General features: G+C 71.8%; 26 protein-coding genes. 10 read left to right on the top strand and 16 right to left on the bottom strand.

Annotation, left to right across the window (positions count from 1 at the left end; translation table 11 throughout):
* The first annotated feature begins 6 nt into the window (after positions 1 to 6).
* Positions 7 to 660 carry a DUF1707 SHOCT-like domain-containing protein gene (locus tag IRQ30_RS09025; RefSeq protein WP_193612585.1) on the top strand — a complete coding sequence of 218 codons (654 nt, stop codon included), beginning with the start codon at positions 7 to 9 and terminating at the stop codon, positions 658 to 660.
* A gap of 193 nt (positions 661 to 853) precedes the next feature.
* The gene (locus IRQ30_RS09020; RefSeq protein WP_193612584.1) at positions 854 to 1,792 is read left to right on the top strand and encodes a type IV toxin-antitoxin system AbiEi family antitoxin domain-containing protein; all 939 of its coding nucleotides are present in this window, start codon (positions 854 to 856) and stop codon (positions 1,790 to 1,792) included.
* A 209-nt stretch (positions 1,793 to 2,001) separates the two neighbouring features.
* Here the strand turns inward: IRQ30_RS09020 and IRQ30_RS09015 are convergent, their stop codons facing one another.
* The 5 genes from IRQ30_RS09015 to IRQ30_RS08995 all read right to left on the bottom strand — a co-directional run bounded on the left by IRQ30_RS09015 (position 2,002) and on the right by IRQ30_RS08995 (position 7,473).
* Positions 2,002 to 3,273 carry an ABC transporter ATP-binding protein gene (locus IRQ30_RS09015; RefSeq protein ID WP_193612583.1) on the bottom strand — a complete coding sequence of 424 codons (1,272 nt, stop codon included), beginning with the start codon at positions 3,271 to 3,273 and terminating at the stop codon, positions 2,002 to 2,004.
* A 4-nt stretch (positions 3,274 to 3,277) separates the two neighbouring features.
* Complete coding sequence (locus IRQ30_RS09010; RefSeq protein WP_193608833.1) at positions 3,278 to 4,108, bottom strand: carbohydrate ABC transporter permease; 831 nt, start codon at positions 4,106 to 4,108, stop codon at positions 3,278 to 3,280.
* A 7-nt stretch (positions 4,109 to 4,115) separates the two neighbouring features.
* Complete coding sequence (locus tag IRQ30_RS09005) at positions 4,116 to 5,057, bottom strand: carbohydrate ABC transporter permease (RefSeq protein ID WP_338087878.1); 942 nt, start codon at positions 5,055 to 5,057, stop codon at positions 4,116 to 4,118.
* The gene (locus IRQ30_RS09000; protein ID WP_193612582.1) at positions 5,054 to 6,430 is read right to left on the bottom strand and encodes an extracellular solute-binding protein; all 1,377 of its coding nucleotides are present in this window, start codon (positions 6,428 to 6,430) and stop codon (positions 5,054 to 5,056) included. The genes IRQ30_RS09005 and IRQ30_RS09000 overlap by 4 nt, the downstream gene beginning before the upstream one ends.
* 74 nt (positions 6,431 to 6,504) lie before the next feature.
* Positions 6,505 to 7,473, bottom strand: coding sequence for an alpha/beta fold hydrolase (locus tag IRQ30_RS08995; protein ID WP_193612581.1), 969 nt, complete (start codon positions 7,471 to 7,473; stop codon positions 6,505 to 6,507).
* Between the two features lie 89 nt (positions 7,474 to 7,562).
* On the opposite strand from IRQ30_RS08995, the gene IRQ30_RS08990 reads away from it, so the two are divergent.
* Entirely contained in the window at positions 7,563 to 8,408 is an 846-nt protein-coding gene (locus IRQ30_RS08990) for an alpha/beta fold hydrolase (protein ID WP_193612580.1), read from the top strand.
* Here the strand turns inward: IRQ30_RS08990 and glpX are convergent.
* From glpX to IRQ30_RS08960, 6 genes are read right to left on the bottom strand one after another with little or no spacing between them, the layout of a single operon-like run.
* Complete coding sequence (gene glpX, locus IRQ30_RS08985) at positions 8,373 to 9,389, bottom strand: class II fructose-bisphosphatase (RefSeq protein WP_193612579.1); 1,017 nt, start codon at positions 9,387 to 9,389, stop codon at positions 8,373 to 8,375. The two genes, IRQ30_RS08990 and glpX, sit on opposite strands and share 36 nt — an antisense overlap.
* Before the next feature lie 42 nt (positions 9,390 to 9,431).
* The gene (locus tag IRQ30_RS08980; protein WP_193612578.1) at positions 9,432 to 10,415 is read right to left on the bottom strand and encodes an ABC transporter ATP-binding protein; all 984 of its coding nucleotides are present in this window, start codon (positions 10,413 to 10,415) and stop codon (positions 9,432 to 9,434) included.
* Entirely contained in the window at positions 10,397 to 11,191 is a 795-nt protein-coding gene (locus IRQ30_RS08975) for an ABC transporter permease (RefSeq protein WP_193612577.1), read from the bottom strand. The genes IRQ30_RS08980 and IRQ30_RS08975 overlap by 19 nt, the downstream gene beginning before the upstream one ends.
* Entirely contained in the window at positions 11,188 to 11,943 is a 756-nt protein-coding gene (modA, locus tag IRQ30_RS08970) for a molybdate ABC transporter substrate-binding protein (protein ID WP_338089634.1), read from the bottom strand. Before modA ends, IRQ30_RS08975 begins: the two co-directional genes overlap by 4 nt.
* The gene (locus IRQ30_RS08965) at positions 11,940 to 12,335 is read right to left on the bottom strand and encodes a TOBE domain-containing protein (protein WP_193608839.1); all 396 of its coding nucleotides are present in this window, start codon (positions 12,333 to 12,335) and stop codon (positions 11,940 to 11,942) included. Before IRQ30_RS08965 ends, modA begins: the two co-directional genes overlap by 4 nt.
* A gap of 24 nt (positions 12,336 to 12,359) precedes the next feature.
* Positions 12,360 to 13,616 (bottom strand): SLC13 family permease, encoded by a 1,257-nt coding sequence (locus tag IRQ30_RS08960; protein WP_338089633.1) that lies wholly within the window; start codon positions 13,614 to 13,616, stop codon positions 12,360 to 12,362.
* Between the two features lie 33 nt (positions 13,617 to 13,649).
* On the opposite strand from IRQ30_RS08960, the gene IRQ30_RS08955 reads away from it, so the two are divergent.
* The gene (locus tag IRQ30_RS08955) at positions 13,650 to 14,204 is read left to right on the top strand and encodes a DUF4245 family protein (protein WP_193612576.1); all 555 of its coding nucleotides are present in this window, start codon (positions 13,650 to 13,652) and stop codon (positions 14,202 to 14,204) included.
* Between the two features lie 6 nt (positions 14,205 to 14,210).
* Here IRQ30_RS08955 and IRQ30_RS08950 read toward each other — a convergent pair whose 3' ends face one another.
* The 3 genes from IRQ30_RS08950 to IRQ30_RS08940 all read right to left on the bottom strand — a co-directional run bounded on the left by IRQ30_RS08950 (position 14,211) and on the right by IRQ30_RS08940 (position 16,097).
* The gene (locus tag IRQ30_RS08950) at positions 14,211 to 14,411 is read right to left on the bottom strand and encodes an exodeoxyribonuclease VII small subunit (protein WP_193608841.1); all 201 of its coding nucleotides are present in this window, start codon (positions 14,409 to 14,411) and stop codon (positions 14,211 to 14,213) included.
* Entirely contained in the window at positions 14,408 to 15,658 is a 1,251-nt protein-coding gene (gene xseA / locus IRQ30_RS08945) for an exodeoxyribonuclease VII large subunit (protein WP_193612575.1), read from the bottom strand. Before xseA ends, IRQ30_RS08950 begins: the two co-directional genes overlap by 4 nt.
* A 292-nt stretch (positions 15,659 to 15,950) precedes the next feature.
* The gene (locus IRQ30_RS08940) at positions 15,951 to 16,097 is read right to left on the bottom strand and encodes a hypothetical protein (protein WP_193607646.1); all 147 of its coding nucleotides are present in this window, start codon (positions 16,095 to 16,097) and stop codon (positions 15,951 to 15,953) included.
* Between the two features lie 288 nt (positions 16,098 to 16,385).
* Between IRQ30_RS08940 and IRQ30_RS08935 the strand changes: the two genes are divergently transcribed.
* From IRQ30_RS08935 to IRQ30_RS08910, 6 genes are all read left to right on the top strand, one after another.
* Entirely contained in the window at positions 16,386 to 16,649 is a 264-nt protein-coding gene (locus IRQ30_RS08935; RefSeq protein WP_193612574.1) for a hypothetical protein, read from the top strand.
* A gap of 12 nt (positions 16,650 to 16,661) precedes the next feature.
* On the top strand, positions 16,662 to 18,479 hold the full coding sequence (gene glmS, locus IRQ30_RS08930; protein WP_193612573.1) for a glutamine--fructose-6-phosphate transaminase (isomerizing): 1,818 nt from the start codon (positions 16,662 to 16,664) through the stop codon (positions 18,477 to 18,479).
* A 29-nt stretch (positions 18,480 to 18,508) separates the two neighbouring features.
* A complete protein-coding gene (locus IRQ30_RS08925; protein ID WP_193612572.1) occupies positions 18,509 to 19,114 on the top strand; it encodes a DUF3558 family protein in 606 nt (201 codons plus the stop codon).
* A gap of 81 nt (positions 19,115 to 19,195) precedes the next feature.
* A complete protein-coding gene (locus IRQ30_RS08920) occupies positions 19,196 to 20,593 on the top strand; it encodes a hypothetical protein (protein ID WP_193612571.1) in 1,398 nt (465 codons plus the stop codon).
* A complete protein-coding gene (locus IRQ30_RS08915) occupies positions 20,590 to 21,054 on the top strand; it encodes a hypothetical protein (protein WP_193612570.1) in 465 nt (154 codons plus the stop codon). Before IRQ30_RS08920 ends, IRQ30_RS08915 begins: the two co-directional genes overlap by 4 nt.
* Positions 21,055 to 21,148: 94 nt before the next feature.
* On the top strand, positions 21,149 to 22,939 hold the full coding sequence (locus IRQ30_RS08910) for a DEAD/DEAH box helicase (RefSeq protein ID WP_193607640.1): 1,791 nt from the start codon (positions 21,149 to 21,151) through the stop codon (positions 22,937 to 22,939).
* A gap of 273 nt (positions 22,940 to 23,212) precedes the next feature.
* Here the strand turns inward: IRQ30_RS08910 and IRQ30_RS08905 are convergent, their stop codons facing one another.
* Together IRQ30_RS08905 and IRQ30_RS08900 are read right to left on the bottom strand one after the other, a co-directional pair.
* Positions 23,213 to 23,680: a DIP1984 family protein gene (locus IRQ30_RS08905; RefSeq protein WP_193612569.1), complete on the bottom strand. Its 468-nt coding sequence runs from the start codon at positions 23,678 to 23,680 to the stop codon at positions 23,213 to 23,215.
* 59 nt (positions 23,681 to 23,739) lie between these two features.
* Positions 23,740 to 24,690: an NAD(P)/FAD-dependent oxidoreductase gene (locus IRQ30_RS08900; RefSeq protein ID WP_193612568.1), complete on the bottom strand. Its 951-nt coding sequence runs from the start codon at positions 24,688 to 24,690 to the stop codon at positions 23,740 to 23,742.
* Positions 24,691 to 24,709 lie beyond the last annotated feature (19 nt).

Below are 24,709 nucleotides of genomic sequence, written 5' to 3'. Positions count from 1 at the left end.
GCGGTCATGACGGGTGAGGTCGAGCGCAGCGACGAGGACCCGGGTCGGCTGCGCGTGTCCGACGCCGAGCGCCACCAGGTCGCGGAGATGCTGCGCGACGCGGCCGGCGACGGCCGGATCGACCTGGCCGAGCTCGACGAGCGGCTCGAGGCGACGTACGCCGCGAAGACCTACGCCGACCTGGTGCCCATCACCGCCGACCTCCCGGCGCACCGCGACGCGATGAAGGCGCCGTCGACGGGCGCGGCGGCGTCGCTGGTCACCCCGGGCGGGCCGCGCGAGGAGCGCCACTTCGCCGTGATGAGCGGGGTGGACCGCTCCGGCGTGTGGACGGTGCCCGAGCAGCTCACCATCCTCTGCCTCATGGGCGGCGCCAACCTGGACCTGCGCCACGCGACGTACGCCGCCCGGGAGGTCACCATCACCATCAACGCGATCATGGGCGGCGCCAACGTCATCGTCGGCCCGCACACGCACGTCGTCGTCGAGGGCACCGGCTTCATGGGCGGCTACCACGGTCCCTCCGGCCTGGTCGACCCCGAGCTCGACGCCGACTCACCCACCGTGCGCATCCGCGGCTTCGCCTTCTGGGGCGGCGTCAACGTCGAGCGCAAGCCTCGCTCCGACCCCCGCCCCACCCACCGGCACCGGCTGCACTGAGCCGCGGCGCCCGCGCTGGTCGAGGAGTTTCACCGGGTACCCGGTGAAACTCACGCTTCCCGCATGAAGCTTCACCCCGGAAGCGTGAGTTTCGTGCGGGTGCTGTGTCGCGTGGGGTCGCGCCTCGCCGCTGTATCCACAGGCGCGTGCGAGTCGGGTGCGGCCGCGGCGCGATGCGGGCAACGTCGTACCCATGCTGAGCGATCTGATGGGGACAGACGTGGCCCAGGGCTTCCTCCTGAGGCGCGACGCGCTGGCGTGCGGGATCGACGACAACGCGTTGGCGCGCATGGTCAAGCGCGGGGAGCTCGTGCGCATCCGGCACGGCGTCTATGCGTCCCGCGCCGCGTGGGGGGCGCTGTCCGGTCCGCAACGCCACCGGGTGCACACCCGTGCCGTCCAGGCGTTGTACGGAGAGCACGTGGCGGTGTCGCACACCTCCCAGGCGATCGCGGACGGCGCACCTGACTGGGGTCACGACCTACGGTCCGTGCATCTCACCCACCTGGCCGGTGGTGGCCGCCGACATGCCGGCATCGTCCACCACGAGGGATCGCTGCGAGTGCCTGATCTCAGTCGTTCCCCGGAGGGGTGGCACACGACACCGACCCGCACCGTGCTCGACTGCTGCAACCTGCTGAGCACCGAGGCGGGGCTCGTCCTGGCCAACTGGTACCTGCACCAGAGGTTGACCACGGTCGAGGAGCTGGAGGCGCGGTACGTCGAGCTGCAGAGGTCGCCGCGCACGCTGGCCGTACGCATGGTCCTCAGGCTGGCGGACGCCGGAGCCGAGTCGGTCGGTGAGAGTCGGTTCCTCTACCTCCTGTGGAGGGCGGGGCTGCCGCGCCCGGTCCTCCAGTGGGAGGTCCGGGACGGCGACGTCCTAGTGGGCATCGTCGACGCCGTCTGGCCGGAGCTGGGAGTGATGGCCGAGTTCGACGGCAAGGTCAAGTACGACCGTCTGCTCAAGCCTGGCCAGTCGCCGGCTGACGCTGTCTTCGCCGAGAAGGTGCGGGAGGACCGACTGCGAGAGGTCACCGGCTTCCGCATGATCAGGCCCATCTGGAGCGATCTCGATCGCCCCGACCGGCTGGTCCAGCGGCTCCGTCGGCTCCTGTTCCGAGCTGCGTGACGCCACGGCCAGTCGGTGGCCGCCCCGGCTCGTCCGAGTCACTCACGTCCCAGCGCCGTCACGAAACTCGCGCTTCCCGCACGAAGCTTCGTACCGGAAGCGTGAGTTTCACCGGGTACCCGGTGAAACTCACGGCCCCCCGGACGCACCGGAGCCCGGCCACCCCGAGGGGCGACCGGGCTCCGCGTGCGTACGAGCGGACCGGGGGATCAGCCGTCGGCGGACTCCGCGGCGGCGGTCTGCTGGTCGGCGACCTCGTGCTCGGCCTTGGCCTGCTGGGCGGGGTCGTGACCCTGCTCCAGCGCGGGCACGCGACCGGCGCGCTCGAGGTCGATGGTGAGGTTCTCGCCGGTGGCCGGGTCGAACAGGTGCATCTGCGAGGTGTCGACCCAGATCTCGGCGTCGTCGTCCTCGGCGACCTTGCTGGAGCCGTCGAGGGAGACGACCAGCTGGGTGCGCAGCGTCTCGCCGTCGAGGTCGCGCTCGAGCTGCTGCAGCTGCTCCAGCACCTCGGGCGGCGCCTCGAAGGGGATGTAGGCGTAGGCGGTGTTGCCCAGCCACTCCACCTGGTCGATCTTGGCGCGGAACGTCGAGCCCTGGCGGGTCTGGTCGACGACCGAGGCGTCCTCGAACGCCTCGGGCCGGATGCCTGCGATGAGCAGGCCGCGCCCGGCCACCTTGGCGGCCTTGTCGGCCGGGATCTCCACCTTGCCGAACGGCAGCTCGACGATGTTGCCCTCGACCGTCGCCGGCAGGAAGTTCATCGGCGGGGAGCCGATGAAGCCGGCGACGAACAGGTTGCCGGGGTTGGTGTAGAGCTCGCGCGGCGAGGCGAGCTGCTGCAGGATGCCGCGCTTGAGGACGGCGACCCGGTCGCCCAGCGTCATCGCCTCGGTCTGGTCGTGGGTGACGTAGACCGTGGTGATCCCGAGCTTCTTCTGCAGCCGCGCGATCTCGCTGCGCATCTGGCCGCGGAGCTTGGCGTCGAGGTTCGACAGCGGCTCGTCGAAGAGGAACGCGTCGGCGTCGCGGACGATCGCGCGACCCATGGCGACCCGCTGGCGCTGACCACCCGAGAGGTTGGCCGGCTTGCGGTCGAGGTGCTCGTCCAGCTCCAGGGTCTTCGACGCCGCGCGGACCTTCTCGTCGACGGTCTTGCTGTCGGCCTTGGCCAGACGGAGCGGGAAGGCGATGTTCTCGTAGACCGTGAGGTGGGGGTAGAGCGCGTAGTTCTGGAACACCATGGCCAGGTTGCGCTCCTTGGGCGCCAGGTCGTTGACGCGCCGGTCCCCGATCATCATGTCGCCCGAGGTGATGTCCTCGAGTCCCACGATCATCCGCAGCAGCGTGGACTTCCCGCAGCCGGACGGCCCGACCAGGATCATGAACTCCCCGTCGGCGACGTCGATGCTGACGTCGTTCACCGCGGGGAACCCGTCGCCGTACTTCTTGACGATGTTCTTCATGTCGATGGCAGCCATGAGATCAACCCTTCACTGCGCCGGAGGTCAGGCCGGCGACGATCTTGCGCTGGAAAATCAGGACGATGATGATGATCGGGATCGTCGAGACGACGGCTCCCGCGGCCAGCAGCGACGCCGGCCGGTTGAACGGGTCGGCCCCCACGAAGAACGACAGCGCCGCCGGGATCGGCCGCGCGCTCTCGGTCGAGGTGAGCGAGATCCCGAACACGAAGTCGTTCCACGCGAAGAAGAACGTCAGGATCGCGGCGGTGAAGACCCCCGGGGCCGCGAGCGGCACGATCACCTTGCGGAAGGCCTGCCACGACGTGGCGCCGTCGACCTGGGCGGCCTGCTCGAGCTCCCACGGGATCTCCCGGAAGAACGCCGAGAGCGTCCAGATCGCCAGCGGCAGCGTGAAGGACATGTAGGGGATGATCAGGCCGGGCCAGGTGTCGTAGAGCCCGATCGTGCGCCACATGTCGAACAGCGGACCGACCAGCGACACCACGGGGAACATCGCGATGGCCAGCGCCATCGTGAGCACGAACTTCTTGCCCTTGAACTCCAGGCGGGCGATGGCGTACGCCGCCAGCGTCGCGATGATCACCGAGAGCAGCGTGGCGATCAGGCTGATGCCGATGGAGTTGAAGATCGCCCGACGGAACTGCTCGTTGTCGAGGACGTCCGTGTAGTTCTGCCAGCCGGCCCCGTCGCCGTCCTTCGGGAGGAATCCGGGGCTGCCGTTGGTGATCGCGGTCTGCGACTTGAAGGACAGCGAGATGATCCAGGCGACCGGCAACAGGCACCAGAGCAGGATCAGGACGCAGCCGACTGCGGTTCCGAGCTTTCTCATGACCTCATCACTCCTGTCGCGCTTGGGCTAGGTCGACTCGGAACAGCTTCACGATCAGCGCTGCGATCAGCAGTACCGAGAGGAAGAGCAGGACGGACAGGGCCGAGCCCATCCCGAGCTGGAACTGCTCGATCGTCTGGCGGTAGGTGAGGAACGAGATCGACTCGGTGTTCACCGCGCCCGCCGTCATCACGAAGATGTTGTCGAAGATCCGGTAGGCGTCGAGCGCGCGGAAGAGGACGGCGACCATGATCGCAGCCCGCATGTTGGGCAGGATCACCTTCCACAGCCGCTGCCACCAGGTGGCACCGTCGACCTTCGCCGCCTCGAGCATGTCCTCGGAGACCTGAGCGAGCCCGGCAAGGAGGAGCAGCGACATGAACGGCGTGGTCTTCCAGATCTCGGAGACCATGATCGCGACGACTGCCGGCGTGGTCTCGCCGAACCAGTTGAACTGGAGGTCCATGCCAGGGATCCAGGAGTTCACGAAGCCGTTCTGGTAGCTGAACGCGAACTGCCACGCGAAGCCCGAGACGACGGTGATGATGCCGTAGGGGATCAGGATCGAGGTCCGGATGACCCCTCGGGCGAAGATCACGCGGTGCATCACCATCGCGAAGATGAAGCCGATGACGAGCTCGATGGCCACCGTGACCACCATGTAGAGCACGGTGATCCCGGTGACCTTCCAGAACAGCGGGTCGGTCAGGGCGGTGACGTAGTTGCCGAAGCCGACGAACTCCTTGTCCTCGGGGGCGGTCAACGCGTAGTTGAAGACCGAGAGGTAGAGCGCGCGCAGCATCGGGAACGCCGTGACGAGCAGCATCACGAAGATCGCCGGCGCGACGAGCTTCTGCCCGAGCCGGTTCTCGGCGCGGGAGCGGCTGCTGGTCTCGGGCGCGTTGCCCTTGCGCTTCGCCTCCGGAGCGGGAGCGGTCACGGTGCTCACAGGAGTGCCTTCCCTTCGAGGACGTCCTTCAGGAAGCGCGCCGACTCCTCAGGAGTCGAGCCGGGGTCGACCGTCCGCGGGGAGTGCCAGACACTCTGGACCGCGGCGGAGATGGTGGCGTAGTAGGCGCTCTTGGGCCGCGGACCGCCCTCGTCGACGCTCTGGCTGAACAGCTCGAGCAGATCGGCGGGGTAGGCCTCCTTCAGCTCCGGCGCGTCGTACGCCGAGTTGCGGGCCGGCATCAGGCCGGACTCGACCGCGAGCGCCACCTGGGCCTCGGTGGTCGTCACGCACTCCGCGGCCTCGAGGGCGAAGTCGGTGTTCTCGGAGTAGGCACCCACCCCGATGTCGATGCCTCCGATCGGAGGCTTGGAGGCCTCGCCCTCGACCGTGGCGGGGTAGCGCGCCCAGCCGAGGTCCTCGAAGTCCTCCTTCGTGATGGTGCCGGGCTCGATCAGGCCCTCGTAGTTCTTGTAGACGAACGTCCAGTTCGTCATGAACTCACCGGCGCCCTCGGCGGGGTACATCAGCCCCAGGCTGGTGCCCTCGTTGGACGTCGTCAGGTCGGGCTGGGCGGCGGGGGAGTCGGCGAGCTTCTGGATCACCGAGGCTGCGGCGCGTCCGGCCTCGGAGTCGATGTCGACCGAGGCGTCCTTGCCCTTCTCGTTGTCGCTGATGATGTCGCCGCCGGCGCCCTGGATGAGGGCGTTGATCCACACGACGTAGGCCTCGTACTTGTTGGCCTGCACGCCGACGGTGCCCTCGTTGTCGGCCGCGGCCTCGATGACCTGGTCCCAGGTGACGGGCTTGGTCATGTCGAGGCCGGCCGCCTCGGCGAGGGACTTGCGGTACCAGAGGACCTGGGTGTTGGCCCACTGCGGGAAGGCGTAAACGCCCTCGTCCCACTTGACCGTGTCGGCGGCTCCCTCGAGCACGTCCTCGTCGGTGGCGGTGCTGGCGGCGTCCTGCGGCAGCTCCTCGAGCCAGTTGGCGTTGGCGAACTCCGCGACGAACACGGGGTCGAGGCTCATCAGGTCGGTCGAGGAGTCCTTGGCCGCCAGGCGCCGGGCCAGCTGGGTGCGCTGGTCGGTGGCGCCCGAGGGCAGGAGCTGGATCTCGATGTCGTAGTCGTCGGTGCTGCACTGCTCCGCCAGCTTGGTCAGCGTCTCCACCCCGTCGGGGTTGACGTACCAGTTGAGCGTGGGCTTGCCGGAGTCTCCCGAGCACGCCGCCAGCAGGCTGGTGGCCAGGACCGCGACGCCGACCGCGGCGATGCCGCGGGTGCCTCCGCTCCTGCGCTTCTTCCGCCGGCGTACCGGAGGTCCTCCCGAGTCGTGCGCCATCTGTCCCTCCCGGATAGTGGTGTGGGTCACACGTCTAGTCCTATCGGACCAGATTGTCCACCGTCACACCGGTACCCGGATGGGGCATGTTGCCGACAGGGCTCTTAGCCCTGCGACCGGCCCTGCGACGGGCCATGCGACCGGCCCGACGACGCCGCCCGGTCCGCCGTTCGGCGGATGCCGGCCGCGAACGTCTCGAAGAGCGGCTCGGGCATGTCGTGGCCCATGCCCTCGATGAGCAGCAGCTCGGCGCCCGGGATCGCGGCGGCCGTGGCGCGGCCGCCGGACACGTGCACCATCTTGTCGGCGAGCCCGTGCACCACCAGGGCGGGCACCTTCACCGACCTCAGGCGCGCGCTGCGGTTGGGCTGGTGGAGGATCGCGAGCATCTGCCGCAGCACGCCCTCAGGCGTGACGCCGCGGTCGTAGGTCTCCTCGGCGCGGGCCGCCACCTGCTCGTCGCTCTGCGGAAAGCCGGGCGATCCGATCAGCTTCCACAGGGCTGCGCTCGCCTTGACGTAGGCCTCGCGGCCCGCGGCACGGTTGGCGAGGAGCGACGGCAGCAGCGACGGGTGCTGCCAGCCGACCGTGCGCTTGCCGGTCGTGGACATGATGCTGGTCAGGCTGCGCACGCGCTTGGGCTGGTTGATCGCCATCGTCTGCACGATCATCCCGCCCATCGAGACCCCGACCACGTGCGCGGACTCCAGGCCCAGGTGGTCGAGCAGGCCGAACGCGTCCTCGGCCAGGTCGTCGAGCGTGTACGGCGGTCGGGTGCGCCCGCCGGCGAACGCCCGCACCAGCGCGGTGCGGCCGACCCGGGTCCCCACCCGGCTCGAGCGGCCGGTGTCGCGGTTGTCGTAGCGCACGACGTAGAACCCGCGGGACGCCAGCAGCCGGCACAGCTGCGGGTCCCACCAGGTCATGGGGCCGCCGAGCCCCATCACCAGCAGCAGCGGCTCGTCGTCGGGGTCGCCGAAGGTCTGGTAGCAGAGCTCGACGCCCTGGGCCACGGGAGCGAACAGCTCCTCGGACACGACGACGTCGGGCGTGGGACGAGGACCGGTCGACATGACGCGATCATCTCGCATCCAAGGCCCCGGTGGTGCGACCGGGCCCGAGCTCCCACGTCGGAGGACCCGGTGGGCGTACCGTCCCCCGAGTGAGCAACCCCACACTGGCGTCCTTCCTGCTGCCGGAGGGGTTCGCGCGTCCGGCCGTCGTCGCGGTCATCCGCGAGGGGAGCGTGCTCACCGAGGCCGGCCGCTACGCGCTGCGCTCCGCCGGCGACCGCCGTGCCCGTCGGAGCACGCCGTACACCGGACGGCGCCGGCCCCGGGCCGTCGACCCGGTCGTGCTGGTGCCCGGCTTCATGGCGGGCGACGCGTCGCTGACCCTGATGGCCAGACACCTGCGGGCACAGGGATTCCGGACCTACCGCTCCCACATCCGCGCGAACGTCGGGTGCACGCTCGACGCGGCGGCGCAGCTCGAGGAGCGGCTGGAGTCGATCGTCATCCGTCGCGGCAGCAGGGTCCAGCTCGTGGGGCACAGCCTCGGTGGCATGCTCGCGCGCGGCATCGCCGTACGCCGACCGGACCTCGTGTCCGGCATCGTGACCCTCGGCAGCCCGATGCTCGCGCCTGCCGCCCACCACCGGGTGCTGACCGCGAGCGTCGACCTGCTGGTGCGGCTCAGCCGCGCCGGCGTGCCGGGCCTGATGGCCGCCGACTGCGTGGCCGGCGACTGCGCGCGGCAGAGCTTCGACGAGAGCCAGCTGCCGATGCCGGCGGGCGTGGGCTTCACCGCGGTCTACTCCAAGCGCGACGGCATCGTCGACTGGCGAGCGTGCGTGCCGGCGGCCGCCCACGGCATCGAGGTCACGGCGTCCCACGTGGGCATGGCCGTCGACCCGCGGGTCATCGACCACGTGGTGACGTCGCTGCACCGCCAGGCGGCGGCGTCGGTGACGTCAGTGGTCGAAGTCGATCGCGGAGTAACTGCGTAGCTTCTGCAGGCGGTGCTCGGAGGTGATCGAGCGGATCGTGCCGCTGCGCGATCGCATGACCAGCGAGTGGGTGGTGGCGCCGCCCTTGGCGTAGCGCACCCCGCGCATGAGGTCGCCGTCGGTGATGCCGGTGGCGACGAAGAAGCAGTCGTCGCCGGTGACGAGGTCGTCGGTCGAGAGCACGAAGTCCGGGTCGAGGTCGTGGCCGGCGTCGAGGGCGCGCTGGCGCTCCGCGTCGTCCTGCGGCCACAGCTGGCCCTGGATCACGCCGCCCATGCACTTCATGGCGCAGGCGGTGATGATCGCCTCCGGCGTACCGCCGACGCCGAGCAGCAGGTCGACACCGCTGTCGGGTCGGGCCGCGGAGATCGCGCCGGCCACGTCGCCGTCGACGATGAACTTGATGCGTGCCCCGGTGGCCCGGATCTCCTCGGCCAGCTGAGCGTGACGGGGCCGGTCGAGGAGCACGACGGTGACGTCCTCGGCCTTGCCTCCCTTGGCCTTCGCGACCTGGTGGATGTTCTCCGCGACGGGGTAGCGGATGTCGACGACGTCGGCCGCCTCGGGCCCCGTGGCGAGCTTGTCCATGTAGAAGACCGCGGACGGGTCGTACATCGACCCACGCGGGGAGACCGCCAGCACGGCGACCGCGTTGGCCATGCCCTTGGCGGTCAGGGTGGTGCCGTCGATCGGGTCGACCGCGACGTCGCAGTCGGGGCCGGTTCCGTCGCCCACCTGCTCGCCGTTGTAGAGCATCGGCGCGTTGTCCTTCTCGCCCTCGCCGATGACGACGGTGCCGTTCATGCCGATGGTCGAGATCATCACGCGCATCGCGTTGACGGCCACGTCGTCGGCGCCGTTCTTGTCGCCGCGCCCCACCCAGCGACCTGCCGCCATCGCGGCCGCCTCGGTCACCCGCACCAGCTCGAGCGCCAGGTTGCGGTCGGGAGTCTGGGGCGCGACGTCGAGCGAGGGGTCCATGGTCGGCATCGTAACGGGGACCCCGGTGACGTCGGAGGCCGCTCAGTCCGCGGCGTACGCCTGCACGGCGGTCTCCTTGACCGAGAGCCAGACCTGCCGGCCGGGGGCCAGCCCGAGCTCGCCGGCGGCGGCCGGGGTGACGTCGGCGAGCAGCTCGTGCTCGCCCGAGACCAGCAGGCGTACGGCGTCCCCGTGCGGCGCCGCGCTCAGGACGACCCCGTGCCACTGGTGACGGGCCGACCCCTCGGGGCGGTGCAGAGAGACCGTCACCGCGCGCGGGCTGAACGAGCGCAGGACCTCGCCCTCGCGCAGCACGTTGAGGCCGACCAGACGCGCCACGTGGTCGGTGCGGGGGCGGGCCGCGACGTCCTGCGGGGTGCCCTCCTGGGCCACCCGGCCGCGGTCGAGGACGACCACCCGGTCGGCGAGGGTGAGGGCGTCGATCGCGTCGTGCGTGACCAGCAGCGCGACCCCGGGGTAGTCGGCGAGGTGACGGGCCAGCTCGAGGCGCAGTGCGGTGGCCACCCCCACGTCGAGCCCGGCGAAGGGCTCGTCGAGGAGCAGCAGGGCCGGCCGGGTGGCCAGCGCCCGGGCGATCGCCACCCGCTGCGCCTGCCCGCCGGACAGCTCGCCCGGCCGGCGCGACGACAGGTCGCCGACGCCGAGGCGGTCGAGCCACGCCCGGGCGGTGGCCTCCGCGTCGCGTCGTCGGACGCCTCGCGCGCGTGGCCCGAAGGCGACGTTGTCGAGGGCGGTGAGGTGGGGGAAGAGGGACTGGTCCTGGAACACGTAGCCGAGGCCGCGGTCGCGCACGAGCCGCGGCGGCTCGGTCCAGCTCTCGCCCGCGACCCTGACCGACCCGCTCATCTGGACCAGGCCGGCGAGCGCGCGCAGGAGCGTCGTCTTGCCGGCGCCGTTCGGTCCGATGACGGCGACGACCTGCCCGGCCTGCGCGGTGAGGGCCGCGTCGAGCCGGCCCTCGACGTAGACCCGTGCGTCGAGCCCGCTCACGGCGTGGTCAGCCATCGGTTGCGGAGCGCGGCGAGGATCGCGACGGACGCCAGGAGCAGGATCATGCTGAGCGTGCGCGCCACCTCGGGGTCGGCCTGCAGCGTGGTGTAGATCAGCGACGGCATGGTCTGGGTCGTGCCGGGGTAGTTGCCGGCGAAGGTGATCGTGGCGCCGAACTCCCCGAGCGACCGGGCCCACGCCAGCACCGCGCCCGCCAGCACGCCCGGCATCGCCAGCGGCAGCGTCACGCGTCGGAACGTCGTCCAGCGCGAGGCGCCGAGGGTGGCCGCGACGACGTCGTAGCGCTCGCCGGCGCTGCGCATCGCGCCCTCGACGGACAGCACGTAGAACGGCATCGAGACGAACGTGTGGGCGATGACCACCGCTGGGGTCGTGTAGGGCAGCGAGACGCCGCCCTCGCGCAGCAGGGGACCCAGGACGCCGGTGCGTCCCAGCGCGGTCACGAGCGCGACGCCGGCGACGACCGGAGGCAGCACGAGCGGGACCGTGACGGCGGCGCGCAGCACCGCGCGGCCGCGGAAGTCGACGCGGGCGAGCAGCCAGGCCAGCGGCGTCCCGAGCAGCACGCAGGCGACCACGGTGGCCCCCGACGCGACCGCCGTGAGACGCAGCGCCTCGCCTACCTCGCGGCTGCCGAGACGGTCGAGGAAGGTCGCCCACGGGGTGTCGAGCACCAGGCTGACCAGGGGGAGCACCAGGAGCGCCGCGGCGAGGGCGGCGGGGACCAGGAGGACCAGGGGCGGGCGGCCCAGGGTGCGCGCCGTCGTCACGGCGCCCCGAAGCCGGCGTCCCGGAGGACCTGCTGCCCCTCCTCGTCGAGCACGAGGTCGACGAACTGCCGGGCCAGCTCGGCGTCCTGCGACTGGTCGAGCGGCGCGATCGGGTACGTCGTGACCTGCGCGTCGGCGCCGGGGACCTCCACGGTCGTCACCGCGTCGCCTGCCGCCACCGCGTCGGAGGCGTAGACCAGGCCGGCGTCGGCCTCGCCGCTGGTGACCTTGGCCAGCACCGCCTTGACGTCGACCTCGAGGCTGGCCGGCTCGGCACCCGGGTCGGCGCTCGAGAGCAGGGCGGCGGCGACCTTGCCGCAGGGCGCGGTGTCGACGCAGACGACGTAGTCGACGCCCGGGCCCAGGTCGTCGAAGGAGCGGATGTCGGCCGGGTTGTCCGCGGGCACCACCAGCACCATCGTGTTGGTGGCGAAGACCCGCGGGTCCGCGGCGAGCGCGTCGGCGGCGCTGTCCATCGTCGTGGTGTCCGCGGTGGCCAGGACGTCGGCCGGGGCGCCGCCCACGGCCTGCTCGGCGAGGGTCGCCGAGGAGTCGAAGGCGAGCCGGACACGCACGCCCTCGTGCGCGGCCTCGAAGTCGGCGGCCAGGGTCGTGAACGTCTCGGTGAGTGAGGCCGCTGCGAGCACCGTGATCGTGCGCTGCTCGCCGTCGTCGCCTCCGCAGGCCGCCAGCGGCAGCACGAGCGCCATCCCCGCGACGGAGGCGAGCACGGGGGAGCGGCGGCTGCTCACGGACGCTCCACGACGACGTTGGTCGACTTCACCGAGGCGACCGCGCGCACGCCGGGCTCGAGGCCGAGGTCGTCGGCGGCCTCGGAGCTCATCAGCGAGACGATGCGGTAGGGCCCGCAGATGAGGTCGACCTGCGCCATCACGGCGTCCCTCTTGACCCGCACGACGATGCCGGTGAGCCGGTTGCGGGCGCTGACCGCGGACGCGCGGGCCGGGTCAGGGTCGCGGGAGTCGGCCAGCGACTCGGCGAGGACGGCGAGGTCGGCGCCCGCGATGACCGCGCGGCCGTCGGCGGTGGAGGCGGCCACCCGGCCCGCGTCCACCCAGCGGCGTACCGTGTCGTCGCTGACGCCGAGGATCTCGGCGGCCTCCGCAAGTCGGTAGGTGCTCACGCCCACAGTGTGCCGCAGGTGCGGTCAGGTGACCAGCCACAGAGCCGTGACTGCGGCAGCGAGGCTGAGAGGGGTCACGGCGAAGGAGACGAGGTGGAAGCGGGCCAGGCCGGGCGGCTCGCCGTACCGGCCGAGGTGGCGCGCCCACAGGAGGTTGGCGAGCGAGCCGCTGTAGGTGAGGCCGGCGCCGATGTTGAGGCCGAGCAGCGCGGCGAGCACCGCGGTGTCGCCGAGCGGGGCGAGGAGCGGGACCAGCAGCAGCGTCGCGGAGAGGTTGGTCAGGAGGTTGGCGAGCACCGTCGCCAGCACGGCGATCAGGGCCAGGGCCGCGAGGCCCGTCGATGCCGGCAGCACCTCCTCGACGAGGTCGCCCAGGAAGCCCTCCGAGATCGCGGCCACCACCACGCCCAGCGCCAGCACGAAGCAGGCGAAGCCCGGGTGGGCGGCACCCACCACGTCGCGCGCCACGAGCAGCCGGCGGCGCCGGGCCCAGACCACCAGCACGAGCGCCGCCACCGTGGAGACCACGAACGGCTCGACCCCCAGCGGCGAGGTGGCGGCGAAGCCCACCAGCATCAGGGCCACGACCGCGACGGGGACCGGCTCCACCGCGGTGACCTCCGTCGCGGCCACCTCGGACGGCGTCGCGGCGAGCTCCCGGCGGAAGACCAGGCGCAGCACGACGTACTCGACCGCGAGCACCGCGAGCAGTACGGGTGCCATCGTGACCGCGAAGCCGGCGAAGGTCAGGTCGAGGTGGGGCATCGCCAGCAGGTTGGTGAGGTTGGAGACCGGGAGCAGCAGCGAGGCGGAGTTGGCCATCCGCAGGCACGCGTAGGCGCCGGGCGTCGTCGAGGTGCCGGCAGCGACCGCCGCCCCCACGACGACCGGCGTGAGCAGCACGACGGTGGCGTCGAGGCTCAGCACGGCGGTGACGAGCGCGGCGACCAGGAAGGCCGCGGTGAACAGCCTCCGGGGGGCGTGGCGGCGCCCTGGTCCCGGACGCAGGAGGCGTCCCGCCGCCGCGAAGAGCCCCGCCCGGGCGCAGACGTCGGAGACGACCAGGATCGTGGCGAGGAAGGCGACGACCGGCGCCAGCTCGCGCACGGCGTCGCCGGCGTGGTCGAGGGAGACCAGGCCGGTGGCCAGCGCCGCCGCCGCGGCGAGCACCGCGACCGTCGCCTCGACCCGCCCGGAGGGGTGGCGGTAGGCCGTGACGAGCAGCGCCAGGAGGGCTGAGACCGCGACCACCTCGGCGACCAAGTGAGCGAGGGTCGGCACGCGGGCAATCTACCGACCTGTGAGGATGGGCCCGTGAGCGACAGCGAGAAGCCGGCCCGGTACGCGCGGTCGGCCAACGGCCTGATCGCCTCGCTGGTCGTCACCGTGCTCGCCGTCGCCGCGTTCGTGGTCTTCCGTGCGGTGACCCGGGAGAACCCCGAGATCGAGCCCGAGGCCGTCGACTACCTCGAGACCGTCGAGCTCGTGCAGGACGCGGGGCTCCAGATCGCCTACCCGCCGTCGCTGCCCGAGGGCTGGAAGGCCACCAACGTTGCGTTCACCCCCGGTGACCGGCCCGCGTTCGGCCTCTCGATCCTCACCGACGACGGCACCTTCGCCGGGGTGCGGCAGGAGGACGAGAGCCTCGACGACCTGCTGGCGACGTACGTCGACGAGGACGCCTCCGAGGAGGACCCGGTCGACTTCGACAGCCCGATCGCGACCACGTGGGAGAGCTACTCCGACGAGGGCGGCGACCGGGCCTACGCGGCCGAGGTGGGCGAGGACAACCTGCTGGTCTACGGCTCGGCGAGCGAGGACGACCTGCGACTGCTGCTGGAGTCGCTCACCACCGACCCGCTGGGCTGACCCGCGTCAGTCGTCCTGCCGGTCGAGCACCTCGTCCAGGCGCTTGCGGGCGCCGTCGAGCCACTCCTGGCAGATGGTGGCGAGCTGCTCGCCGCGCTCCCAGAGCGCCAGGGACTCCTCGAGGGTCGTGCCGCCGGTCTCGAGGCGGCGTACGACGTCGAGCAGCTCCTCGCGGGCGGCTTCGTAGGAGGGCGTGGCGTCGCTCATGCGGAGTCTTCTTCCTCGTGCGGGACGGGGTCGGGGGTGGTCGAGTCGACGGTGGCGGCGATGCGGCCGTCGGCCACGCGGACGCTGACCGCGCCGCCGGGCGACACCGCGTCCAGGGAGGTGACGACGTGGCCGTCGGCGTCCTGGAGGACGGCGTAGCCGCGCTCGAGGGTCGCCAGGGGCGAGAGCGCGCGGGCGCGGGCGCGCTGGTGGCCGATGTCGTCGGCAGCGCGGTCGAGGGCGTGGCGCAGGGTGCGGCGGCTGCGCTCGAGCAGCGCGCCGAGCTCGGCCCCGCGGTCGTCGATGAGCGAGCGCGGGTCGGCCAGCGACGGGCGCTCGCGCAGCGCGTCGAGGCGGTGCTGCTCGTGGTCGACGCGGGTGCGGACGGTCTGGCGCATGCGCAGCCGGGCCTGCCCGAGGCCGGCCACCTCCTGGTGGACGTCGGGGACGACCAGCTTGGCGGCGTCGGTCGGGGTGGAGGCGCGGACGTCGGCGACCAGGTCGAGCAGGGGGGAGTCGGGCTCGTGGCCGATCGCGGACACCACCGGCGTGCTCGCGCGAGCCACGGCCCGGATCAGGCCCTCGTCGCTGAACGGCAGCAGGTCCTCGACCGCGCCGCCGCCGCGAGCGATGACGATCACGTCGACCGTCGGGTCGCGGTCGAGCCGGGCGACGGCGTCCATGACCTCGGCGGCCGCACGCGTGCCCTGCATGGCCGCGTGGACGACCTCGAACGCCACCGCCGGCCACCGTCGCTGGGCGTTGTCGAGCACGTCGCGCTCGGCGGCGCTGTTGGGGGCCGTGACCAGCCCGACCTTGCCGGGCAGGAACGGCAGCCGGCGCTTGAGCTCCTGGGCGAACAGGCCCTCGGCCGCGAGCAGCTGGCGGCGCTGCTCGAGGCGGGCCAGCAGCTCGCCGAGCCCGACCATCTTGATCTCGCGGGCGTAGAGGGAGAGCGTGCCGCGGTTGGCGTAGTAGGAGGGCTTGGCGTTGATGACGACGCTCGCGCCCTCGACCAGCGGCGGGTTGAGCCCGTCGAACATCTGGCGCGAGCACGTCACCGGCACCGACACGTCGGCCACGGAGTCGCGCAGCGTCATGAACACGGTCCCGACGCCGGGGCGCCGGCTCACCTGCGCCACCTGCCCCTCGACCCACACCGGCCCCAGCCGGTCGATCCACCCGGCCACGGCGTTCGCGATCTGGCGTACGGGCGCCGGCGACTGCGCAGACGTCTCCAGGGCCATGCCCGCGACCCTAGACGGTCGCTCCGGCCGGTCGTGACGCCGCGTGAGTTTCGCCGGTCGACCGGCGAAACTGGCGGTTCCGCCGCAGGTTCGGTGCGGGAAGCGTGAGTTTCGCCGGTCGACCGGCGAAACTCACCCTGGACCGACGAAGTTTCAGCGGTCAAGGTCCAGATTCGCCGGTCGACCGGCGAAACTCCCGCGCCGCTGAGCCCCGAACGCACCACACCGCCCCGCCGCAGGAGCGGCGAGGCGGTGCGAAGGGTGTGAAGAACCCGCGGGTGCGGGTCGGCGGTCAGGCCGCGTGGTGGATCTGCACGGCGGGCGCCGGGGCGGCCTGCGCGGCAGAGATCCAGCAGGACTCCATGTGGGTGCGACCGGACGGGTCGACAACGGGGATCCAGCGCATCACGAGCTGGTCGGACATCTGGGATTCGTACATGGGACACCTCCTGTTCATCTGGTGTTCACCAATCTAGCACATCCCCACTTGGAGTGACAGCCCACGCCTGGAATCGACGCTCACGCCCCACCTGACCCCCATGTGAGCCCTGGGAAGGCCGCAGTCGCTCCACCCTTCCGGATGAACACCGTCGAGGAGTGCCCCCACGGTCCCCAGGGCGCCCAGGATCCACTCCAGACACCGACGCACGAGACCCAATATCGAGCGCCTTGCCCGAAAACGGGCAGAAACTTGCGCCACGAGACCGGTCTCGGCACAGTTCAAGACGTGGCACCGGACCGAGAGCTCGTGGAGCGCGTCGCCGCGAGCACCGGGCTGTCGCCGGCGGAGGCGGCCCGGGTCATCGAGGACGTGCTCGCGTTCGTGGCGGAGCCCGTCGAGCACTACGTGCGCCGGCGCCACACCGAGCTGAAGACGTACGGCGCGAGGAACCCCGAGATCTTCGCGCGCATCGCGAGCGAGCTGGCCGACCGCGTGGTGGCCGCTCCCCGCCTGACCGAGCGGCAGATACGCCGCCTCATCTACACCTAGAGGACCACAGACATGTGCGGCATCGTCGGCTACATCGGCACCCAGCAGGCAGCCCCGCTGCTCCTCGAGGGGCTCACCCGTCTCGAGCACCGCGGCTACGACTCCGCCGGGGTCGCCGTGCTCGGGTCCGGGCTCCGCGTCGCGAAGAAGGCCGGGCGGGTGCGCGACCTGAGCGCCGAGCTGCCCAAGCGGTTCAGCGGCAAGGTCGGCATCGGGCACACCCGCTGGGCCACCCACGGCCCGGCCAACGACGTCAACGCCCACCCGCACGTCGACGCGACGGGTGACGTCGCCGTCGTCCACAACGGGATCATCGACAACGCCGCGGCGCTGCGCGAGCGGCTCACCGACGAGGGCGTGGAGCTGGCCAGCGACACCGACACCGAGGTCCTCGCGCACCTGATCGCCCGCTCGACGGCCGACACGCTCGAGGAGCGGGTCGCAGAGGCGCTGGCCGCGATCGAGGGCACGTACGGCGTGGCGGTGCTGCACGCCGACTTCCCCGACCGGATCGTGGTGGCCCGCAACGGCAGCCCGCTGATCATCGGCGTGGGGGAGAAGGAGATGCACGTCGCCTCCGACCTCGGCGCGCTGGTCCGCTACACCACCACCGTGGCGCACCTCGACGACGGCGAGATGGCCACGGTGACCGCCACCGGCTTCACGACGTACCGCCAGGACCTGACGCAGGTCCAGCGCGCGGCCACCGAGGTCGACGTCGACCCGGCCTCCTACGACGCCGGCGAGCACGAGTCGTTCATGCGCAAGGAGATGCTCGAGCAGCCGGCCGCCGCCGAGCGTGTGCTGCGCGGGCGGCTCGACGAGCGCTTCGGCACCGCCCACCTCGGCGGCCTCAACATGGACGCCCGCGAGACCCGCGAGATCCGGCGCGTCAAGATCCTCGGCTGCGGCTCGGCCTACTACGTCGGGCAGATGGGCGCCTCGCTGATCGAGGAGCTGGCGCGCATCCCGGCGGACGCCGAGGCCGCCAGCGAGTTCCGCTACCGCAACCCGATCATCGAGCACGACACCCTCTACGTCGCCGTCAGTCAGTCCGGCGAGACCATCGACACCCTGCTGGCCGTCCAGGAGATCCGCCGCAAGGGCGGGCGCGTCGTAGGCCTGGTCAACGTCGTCGGCTCCGCCATCGCGCGCGAGTGCGACGGCGGGATCTACCTGCACGCCGGGCCCGAGGTGGCGGTCGCCAGCACCAAGGCGCTGACCAACATGTTCCTCGGCTTCGCCCTGCTGGCGCTCCAGCTCGGCCGCGTGCGCGACCTGTCCATCTCCGAGGGCAAGCGGCTGATCGAGGCGCTGATCGCGCTCCCCGCGCAGCTGCAGGAGGTCCTCGACGGCGAGGACCGGCTGGCAGAGATCGCCACCGGGCTGGCGCAGGCGGAGTCGCTCTTCTTCGTCGGCCGGGTGCGCGGCTTCCCGGTCGCGCGCGAGGGCGCGCAGAAGTTCAAGGAGATCAGCTACCGGCACGCGGAGGCATACCAGACCTCCGAGCTCAAGCACGGCCCGCTCGCGCTGATCTCGCCCGAGGTGCCGACGGTCGCGATCGTGCCCGAGGACGAGCTCACCGACCGCAACGTCGGGGCGCTGCACGAGATCGCCGCCCGCCGCGGCCCTCTCGTCGTCGTGACCCACCCCGACGTCGACCTGCGCGGCCTCGACGTCCAGCGCATCGACGTGCCCCGCAGCGCGCGCGAGCTGGACCCGATCCTGCTCACGATCCCGCTGCAGCTGCTCGCCTTCCACGCCGCGCAAGTCCTCGGCCACGACATCGACAAGCCTCGCAACCTCGCCAAGAGCGTCACCGTGGAGTGAGCGGCCTCCGAAGGGGGTAGGACGTCAGCATGAGACGCCCCCTCGCGAGCGCTGCTGCCGCCGTCGTCGTGCTGTCCCTGCTCCTGGCCGGGTGCGGCGACGACGGTGACGACCCCGACGCCGGCGAGTCGTCCCAGACCAGCGAGCCGACGGACGAGCCCACCGACGAGCCCACCGACGAGCCCAGCGGGTCGGCCGAGCCGGACGGGCAGGCCGAGCCGGCCGGGGCGCCGTGCGACGTCGTCACCGACGAGCAGCTGACGAAGATCACCCGCTCCGAGCAACGGGTCAGCGGCCCCCGGCAGGAGGGGACCAGCCAGCGGTGCGCCACGGTCCGCGGCGCCGACGACGGGCTGGACCTCACGTGGACCTTCCAGGAGCCGGTCATGAGCTTCGACGAGCTCGTCGAGTACGAGTCCGACCCCGCGCTCGAGCAGCAGCGGGTGCAGGTGGGTGGGGTCCCGGCGGTCCTGATGACCGGGGAGTACGTCGGCGAGCAGCTGGCGAGGGTCCTGGTCGAGGTCGAGGCCGGACATCTCGTCGTGGAGGCCAAGAACAGCGTGGTGGGCGAGCCGCGTCCGGAGGCCGAGCTCACCCGGGTCGCCACCGAGATCGCGGCGGCGTACGCCGGCTGAGCGCCGCGCCGTTTGCGCCGGTCGCTCGCGGGGTAGGCCACCGGCGCGGCGCGACGGGCGTGCCGCAGGGCGGGGGCCAGCGTGACCGGCGGACAGATCACCATCGAGTGGGGCAACCTCGAGCGGATGTTCGCCGCCATGAACAAGGTCGGCGACCAGGCCTACGAGATCGACACCTACTTCAACGAGCGGGTCTGCAACGCCAGCGGCTTCGACTACGACACCTGCGCGATGAAGCCCATCGGCGACATGCTGCCCACCCTCGGCGGGTGGTTCACCGACATGCGGCAGGTGTTCGACGGACGGTGGGACGGCGTCGGGGACGCCATCCACAACACGGTGCGCCAGATCGACCTGCGCGACGGCGACATCGGCCACGTCTTCACCCACTACCGCGGCTCGGGCATCCCCTCGCACCTGCGGCCCCCGCCGATCGACGTCGACATCGAGCTGTTCGAGATCGCCGACCTCGGCGACTCGCTGGGCGAGCCCGAGGAGGGCGACGAGCGGCAGAACCACAACAACGCCTTCGACGGCGCGGCCGCCACCTGGGACACCGCTCGCGACACGATCAACGAGGGCGTCGACCTCATCAACGGTCTGGGGATCGGTCTCAACATCGACCGGCTCTCGGAGAAGAGCCTGCGCGACTACATCGTCTTCCCTCTGTCGGCCAACTACGCCCGGATCCAGGAGAACGCCTCGGCGTGCCGCATCGTCGACGGCGCCATGCGGGCCTGGGGGATGAACTTCACGCAGCTCTCGGGGAAGGTCGAGCTGGGCCTGCAGGGTCACGCCGGGCTCGCCCTGCACGCCCAGCTGAACCTCTACCACGCCGTGATGGCCACCGTGGGCTTCGGGATCGGCAAGGGCTCGGCGGTGTTCGACCAGATCGCCGTCGTCTCCGAGAAGATCGCGGTCGAGGTCGAGGACGTGCTCGTCATCCTCGGCAAGAAGCTCGGCAAGCTGAGCTCGAAGATCGCCAGCCGCTTCGTCCCGGGCCTGGGGTGGTTCCTCCTGGCCCTGGACATCGTCAAGACCAAGGGCGCGGTCATCCAGGACATCATCGACGACATCGCCCAGTGCAAGCAGATCATCGACGACTGCTTCGCGCTCGTCGACGAGATCAAGGCCTGGGCGGAGACGCAGGCCGAGCGCCTGGACAAGTTCCAGGAGGTGCTCGACGCGGTGCAGAAGCTGCCGATGGTCGGGGAGATGAAGGCGCTCGAGGACCTGCCGGCCAGCATGGACGACATCGAGGCGTCCCTGGACAAGGTCAAGGACTTCGGCGACGAGGCGGGCCAGGCCAAGGACGAGCTCGACGGCGCGCTCGAGGACATGGGGAGCCAGGAGTACGAGGACCTCCCCGACTCCGCGCCCGAGCAGTACGAGGAGGGCGACGACATGCTCATGGCGCCCGGCCCGCTCGAGGGCACCTACCCGGGCGGCAGCAGCGGCGAGCCGCAGGTCACCGCGTGACCGGCCCTGCCCTGCCGGAGGGCTTCTACGACGCGTCCGCGGCGGCGCCCGCCGCGACCGACCCCGGGGCCGAGCTGGAGCAGGCGGTGGCGCACGACGCCACCCGTCGGCTGGAGGACGCCCTCGGCCGCGTCGCCGAGCACGTGGCCCGGGCCCGCGAGGAGGAGCAGCGCGACGGCCTCGACGACCAGACGCGCGCGCTGCTCGAGGGCCTGACCGGCGCGCCCGACGCGCCGCTGGAGTGGCGCAGCCTGCACGACCGCGTCGCGTCCGGGGCCACGTCCTGGGAGCGGGTCTGGGCCGAGCCCACGCTCGAGGCGGGCGGGAGGGACCTGGTGCTCGCGGTGATCGGAGCCCAGGTCGAGGCGGCGACGCAGGCCCGCGCGGCGTTCGTCGAGGCCGCGGCACGCGGCGAGCACGACGAGGTGCCGGGCGCCGGCGGGGCCGGTCGGCGCGGCTGAGGCTCGGGCCCGCGCGGCGCGTGGGGGGCGGCGTGATACAAGCCACCGCGTTGGCGAATCGGACGCGGGGCCGCGAAGCCACTACCGTTGACGGGTGACCACACCATCAGAGACCGACACGATCGAGGGAGCGACTCCCACGTTCGCGGACCTCGGGCTCGGTGACGCAGTACTCAAGGCCCTGAAGGACGTCGGCTACGAGAGCCCGTCCGCCATCCAGGCCGCCACGATCCCGCCGCTCCTCGCCGGCAACGACATGGTCGGCCTCGCGCAGACCGGTACCGGCAAGACCGCGGCGTTCGCGCTGCCGATCCTCGACCAGCTCGACGTCAAGCAGAAGAAGCCGCAGGCCCTCGTGCTCGCGCCGACCCGTGAGCTCGCGCTCCAGGTCTGCGAGGCCTTCGAGAAGTACGCCGCCCACACCCGTGGCGTCCACGTGCTCCCCGTCTACGGCGGCCAGGCGTACGGCGTGCAGCTCAGCGCCCTGCGCCGCGGCGTGCACATCGTCGTCGGCACCCCGGGCCGGATCATGGACCACCTGGAGAAGGGCACGCTCGACCTCACCGAGCTGCGCTTCCTGGTGCTCGACGAGGCCGACGAGATGCTCAACATGGGCTTCGCCGACGACGTCGAGACGATCCTCGCCGACACCCCCGAGACCAAGCAGGTCGCGCTCTTCTCCGCGACGATGCCCGCGCAGATCCGGCGCCTGTCGAAGAAGTACCTCAACGACCCGGTCGAGATCACGGTCAAGAACAAGACGACCACCTCGGCCAACACCACCCAGCGCTACCTGATCTGCAGCTACCCGCAGAAGGTCGACGCCCTCACGCGCATCCTCGAGGTCGAGAACTTCGAGGGCATGATCGTCTTCGTCCGCACCAAGAACGAGACCGAGACCCTGGCCGAGAAGCTGCGCGCCCGCGGCTTCTCCGCGATGGCGATCAACGGCGACGTCGCCCAGGTGCAGCGCGAGCGCACGGTCAACCAGCTCAAGTCCGGCAAGCTCGACATCCTCGTCGCCACCGACGTGGCCGCGCGCGGGCTCGACGTCGACCGGATCAGCCACGTCATCAACTACGACATCCCCACCGACACCGAGTCCTACGTGCACCGCATCGGGCGCACCGGCCGGGCCGGGCGCAAGGGCGACGCGATCTCGTTCGTGACCCCGCGCGAGCAGTACCTCCTCAAGCACATCGAGAAGGCCACGCGCCAGCCGCTGACCAAGATGGCGCTCCCGACCGCGGAGGACGTCAACGTCACCCGCCTGGCGCGCTTCGACGACCAGATCACGCAGGCGCTGAGCTCGCCGTCCATCGGCTTCTTCCGCGACGTGGTGAGCCACTACATCCGCGCGAACGACGTGCCCGAGGTCGACGTGGCCGCGGCGCTGGCGATCGCGATGCAGGGCGAGACCCCGCTGCTGCTCGACCCCGAGGTCGAGCGTCGTGCGGCGGCCAAGGAGCGCGCCGACCGCGCCGAGCGCTCCCCGCGCAAGGACCGCCCGGAGCGGGGCGGCGACCGCCCCGAGCGGCGCCCGCGCGGCGGCTCTGACCAGCCCATGGCGCAGTACCGGATCAACGTCGGACGCCGCCACAAGATCGAGCCCCGCCAGATCGTCGGCGCCATCGCCAACGAGGGCGGCCTCAGCCGCGGCGACTTCGGCCACATCCAGATCCGCCCGGACTTCTCGCTCGTCGAGCTGCCGGCCGAGCTGCCCGCCGAGGTCTGGAAGAAGCTCGAGAACACCCGCATCAGCGGCAAGCTCATCGAGCTCACCGAGGACAAGGGCCCGCGGATGAACCGCACCCGTCCGCCCGAGGGCGGCGACGCCGACGGCGGCGAGCGGCCCTTCAAGAAGCCGCGCCACAAGAAGAGCTGACGTCGTCACGGCGGCGAGCGGAGGGCGACACCCAGACGTGGAGTGTCGCCCTCGCGGACGCCGAGTGGTGGTGAGGTCCCCGTACCCGCCCTCGGCGACCGGCCAGCACACGGTGATGAGTCGTCCTGCGTGCGGTGTCACCGGTGAACGGTGCTGGGCTGTGCGTGAAGGCCAGTCGGCCAGGCGCTGCCCACCGCGCCGCGGAGCCGGGATTGACCGCCCGGCTCGGCTCGTGCTCGCTCCGGTGCGCCTACCGACTCACCACCTCTGAGCTCAGACCTCCACCAGGACGGCCTCCCAGTTGGTCCGCTGGACCAGGACGTCGAGGACCCGCAGCTCCCGCGCGACCTGGTCGGCCTCGCGCCGCACCTCCGCGACCGGCAGCGCGGCGATCTGACGGAGCTCGCTGCGCATCTGGCGGTACCCGTGCCCGCTGCCCGACGCGGCTGCCGCGGCCGCGACCAGCACCGAGTGCCGTGCTCGGAGCGCCTCCCGCTCGGCGAGCAGCTCGGTGAGCGTGCGGCCGTCGGCGACGGTCGTGGTGGCGTTGGTCAGGTTGATCGCCGTCACCACTCGACGCAGCTGGACGAGGACGTCACCGCACTCGCGCAGCAGGGTGGCGGCGTCCTCCGAGGGCTCCTCGCCCTCCTGGTAGCGGGCGTTGGTCTCGATGCGCTGGCGCAGCTGCTCGACGCGCTTCTGCAGGTCCGCCCGCTCGATCAGGGCCTCGGCCACCATCATGGGCACGATCGTGGCACGAGGCGCCCCCGGTCGACGGACCCGGGCCCACGCGGCCTGGCTCAGGCCGGCACCGGCATCCGGTGGTCGATGGCGAGCAGGTCCGCGACGCACGCGGCCCCGGCGACCAGCCCGGCGGAGGCGGCGGTGAGCACGGAGGCGAACGCCATCGGGACCTCGGCGACGTGGGCGAGGTCCCCGGCGGCGTAGACCCCGGGCACGCTGGTGCGGCCCATGACGTCGATCTCGATGCCGCCCGAGGGCAGCATCGCCAGGCCGAGCTGCTCGGCGAACGGCGCCGACTGGGTGAGCGTGGTGGTCACGAAGATCCCGGCGACCTCCTCGGCCGGGCCGTCCTCGAACGACACCGTCGCGCCGGTCTCGCTGGGGGAGAGGCCGCTGACGCGGTCGGCGCGCACGGCGATGCCCGCGCCCGCCAGGAGGGTCGCGGTCGGCTCGTCCAGGCCGGCGCCGTCGGTCAGCACGGTCACCCGGTCCGCGATGCGCGACACCATCAGCGCCACGCGCGGGGTGTGCGGACCGGCGCCGAGCAGCGCGACGTGGCCGCCGGCGAACTCGTGGCCGTGGCAGAACGGGCAGTGGGCCACGACGTTGCCCCAGAGGGGCTCCAGGCCCGGCAGCTCGGGCAGCGTGTCGCGCACCCCGGTGGCCAGCACCACTCGGCGGGCCAGCGCCTGCGCACCGTCGGCGAGGGTGACGGTGAAGCCGTCGCCGGCGGCGTTGGCGCCCGCCGGCTCGATGGCGGACACCGCGACGGAGCGCCGCTCGACGGTGGCGTACTCGTCGAGGTCGCGGTGCGCGAGCGCGCGGAACTCCGCGGGCGGCGTCCCGTCGCGGGTCACGAAGTTGTGCAGGTGGTCGGCCGGGTCGTTGCGGTAGTGACCCGAGTCGAGCAGCAGCACCCGGTGGTGCATGCGGCCCAGGGTGAGGGCGGCCTGGAGGCCGGCGGGTCCACCGCCGACCACGATCACGTCGTACTGGTCGATCTGCATCTGCGTCTCCTGACGTCGA

Origin of the sequence: Nocardioides lijunqiniae, from assembly GCF_015024225.1 — a bacterium.
Taxonomy (GTDB): domain Bacteria; phylum Actinomycetota; class Actinomycetes; order Propionibacteriales; family Nocardioidaceae; genus Nocardioides; species Nocardioides lijunqiniae.
This window is presented reverse-complemented; position numbering and strand designations above follow the sequence as displayed.